Here is a 259-nt window from a genome sequence, read left to right on the forward strand (position 1 = left end):
ACCTCGCTCCGCCGGAACCATGCTTGTGTATGGGAGCCCTTTCGGGTCACCGGCAGACGGACCCCGCGAAATTCATCATGCCGATCTTTGCTCCGCGTTTGATTTATTCGACAGCGGCGGTTCGCGGTGGTGGCTCGCGCGCTGGGTGCCTTCCCAACCGCTCGCGAAAGTGCGGACAGCGATGGTTAATCTTCTCACCATGTTGTCGATTGGCGCACTCACGCCGCCAGCTATTGTGCGGTATTCAGCTAAGGACTTC

General features: G+C 59.1%; 1 protein-coding gene. It reads right to left on the minus strand.

Annotated elements, in window-relative coordinates; genetic code table 11:
- Window positions 1-75: 75 nt before the first annotated feature.
- A partial coding sequence (locus JAO29_RS23150; RefSeq protein WP_334270650.1) for a hypothetical protein occupies window positions 76-259 on the minus strand: 184 nt, incomplete at its 5' end.

Origin of the sequence: Edaphobacter sp. HDX4 (assembly GCF_036877565.1) — a bacterium.
GTDB lineage: Bacteria > Acidobacteriota > Terriglobia > Terriglobales > Acidobacteriaceae > Edaphobacter.